The organism is Bradyrhizobium sp. SZCCHNS3002, assembly GCF_032377435.1.
Classification (GTDB): domain Bacteria; phylum Pseudomonadota; class Alphaproteobacteria; order Rhizobiales; family Xanthobacteraceae; genus Bradyrhizobium.
In genome coordinates this window covers 1-2377 of the sequence record NZ_JAUHHY010000035.1, presented here as the reverse complement: position 1 = coordinate 2377, position 2377 = coordinate 1, and the positions used below count along the sequence as shown (strand labels likewise).

The 2377-nt window shown below is 63.9% G+C and carries 2 protein-coding genes and 1 pseudogene; 2 read left to right on the top strand and 1 reads right to left on the bottom strand.

Going from position 1 to position 2377, the window contains the following annotated elements:
- Positions 1-149 (top strand): annotated as a pseudogene (locus QW845_RS34070) (amino acid ABC transporter substrate-binding protein); the annotation flags it as partial.
- 266 nt (positions 150-415) lie between these two features.
- Positions 416-1372 carry an IS110 family transposase gene (locus tag QW845_RS34065; protein WP_315701447.1) on the top strand — a complete coding sequence of 319 codons (957 nt, stop codon included), beginning with the start codon at positions 416-418 and terminating at the stop codon, positions 1370-1372.
- A gap of 721 nt (positions 1373-2093) precedes the next feature.
- Here the strand turns inward: QW845_RS34065 and QW845_RS34060 are convergent.
- The coding region (locus QW845_RS34060; protein WP_315805878.1) for a CGNR zinc finger domain-containing protein at positions 2094-2377 on the bottom strand (284 nt) is incomplete at its 5' end.

Sequence of the window (2377 nt, the reverse complement as noted above, 5' to 3'; positions counted from 1 at the left end):
ACTGGGCGGTGCGCATCATCCGGCATGTCGGCAATTATGGCGAGGTCTATGAGCGCAACATCGGCAGCCGATCCAGCCTGAAGATTCCGCGTGGCATGAACGAGCTCTGGAACGCCGGCGGCATTCAATATGCGCCGCCGATCCGGTGAGGCGAAGGACGGCGCGGACACAATCCCTCCACCGTCATTCCGGGGCGCCCGAAGGGCGAGCCCGGAATCCATACTCCGGATCGTGGTTATGGATTCCTGTATCTGACCGGGTGTCACTGTCATAGTGGCGGCGGGTAGAGACAGCTCGTTGGATTCCCGGTTGCCTCGGCGACCGTAACCCGGCTTGGGCGTCTCCGCTTGCCTTGTCTGATCGAACAGTCGCATGAGCGCCGATTTCCGGTAGCTCGCATACAGGTCTGATCCCCATGACAGCTCAGTCTCTTGCGCTCGCGGCCGGCATCGATGTCGGTCAGCGCTTTCTTGATGTCGGCCTTGCTCCCTCGGGCAAGACTTTCCGGGTTGCCAACGCTGCCGAAGGCGTCGCCGCCGTGGTCGAGCGGTTGACCCAGGCCGGCGTCGGCCGTGTCGTGCTGGAGGCGATCGGCCCCTATGCCCGGCAACTCGTCAGCGCTCTCGGCGCGGCCGGGTTCGAGGTCGGTCTCGTCAATCCGCGCCGCATCAAGGCATTCCGTGAGTTTGAAGGGCGCCGTGCCAAGACCGACAGGCTGGACGCGCGGCTGATTGCGCGCTTCGCTCTCGCCATGACCGACGCCATTCGCCCATTGCCATCCGCCGAGCAGCTGACGCTCAAGGCCCTCACCACACGTCGTCGCCAGCTCACGGAAATGATCGCCATGGAGAAGACACGGCTGAAACAAACCGCCGAGCCACTCCTATTGGACAATCACCGTGCCACCATCTCTGTTCTGACGACCCAGTGCCGCCAGATCGAGACCGAACTCGACCGCCGGATCGCCGCCGATCCGCAGCTTGCCTGCAGCTTCGAGATCCTCACCTCGATCCCCGGGATCGGCGAGCGCGTGGCCACTGTGCTGATCACCGAACTGCCTGAGATTGGCCGCGTCGATCGCAAGGCTGTCGCCAGCCTGGCCGGCCTCGCGCCGCATGTCAGCCAGTCCGGCAATGCGCCGCCCCGTGCCGCCATCTCGGGCGGCCGCCCTTGCGTGCGCACGGCGCTCTACATGGCCGCCCTCGTCGCCAGCCGTCACAATCCCCGAATGAAAGCCGCCTACCAAGCCCTGCGAGAACAGGGCAAGCCCGCCAAGCTCGCCCTCATTGCCATCGCCCGAAAGCTGTTGGTCACCGCAAACACCATGGTCAAAAACAACACCCGATATACCCAGCAATCGCTTGACAGCTAAGACAGTCGCCGGGCTCATCGCTTCGCGATGCCCCGGAATGACGAGCTGGGAGAGTCGTCGGGTTACTACTATCCACGTCTCAAACAGCAGATGCGGGTCCGCATTCCCGCAGCGCTGACGCGCCCGAGTCTGGCGAAGCTCACACCCTCAAAGATCGAAGAGGGCGCAGGGAATGCCGGGTGAAGGCCTCACCCATGGCCCGCCTGCAACAAGAAAAGCAGGCGGCAGTTACCACAGGTGCAGCCGATCAACCGGCATTCCCTGCGCGATGGTTTTAACGGCTGCTTCGCGATCTCCCTGGTGCGCCGGGCTTGTTGGCCACCATGTGCGACGACGCGTGAAACGCGTTGCGCAGGGCATCAGCGTCGGGATGCCAGGACCACGCGACTTGACCGTCCGTCTCGGCGCTCATCGTCTGTTGGCGCCTCCACGTCCACCGCTCCCCGCCTCACCGTTCGTGACGATCGGCCGAAACGTCCCTCTTCATCGAGGCGGGATGCGCGGAAAGATCGTCCTGATTTGCCCGACGCCGCAAGCGTAGCCACGTGCGACAGAGTGGCACGACAGGCAGTTCGTGCATGCCGCGCACGCGGGAATTGCTCGTCGGGCAGTGTGAGGGATTCGCGTGCGAGTCGTGCGCCGGATTTCAACGCGCGTTAACCGGCGCCGTCCAGGCGTCGGCGTCAACGATGATCGGCTTTCCTCGCCACTCCTGTACGCCTCACGACGACGCGTTCGTCTGCCGCAGGCGTTCGCGATAGGCCCGCGTCTTCATGCGATTGCCGCACAGGTCGGACATGCACCAGCGGCGCGTCGAAGGTTTCGAACGGTCGTAGAACACCCTTCGGCATTCGTCCGAGGCGCACATTTTCAGCCGATCGAGCGTGCCGCGAACGTTGCCGTCGTGGAGTTCGATCGCAATGGTGGACAGGCCGGCCAGCGCATCCTTGCGCATGCCGCTCAGCACTGTCCCGCCTTCTTCACGCATCTCAACATGTAACGGAA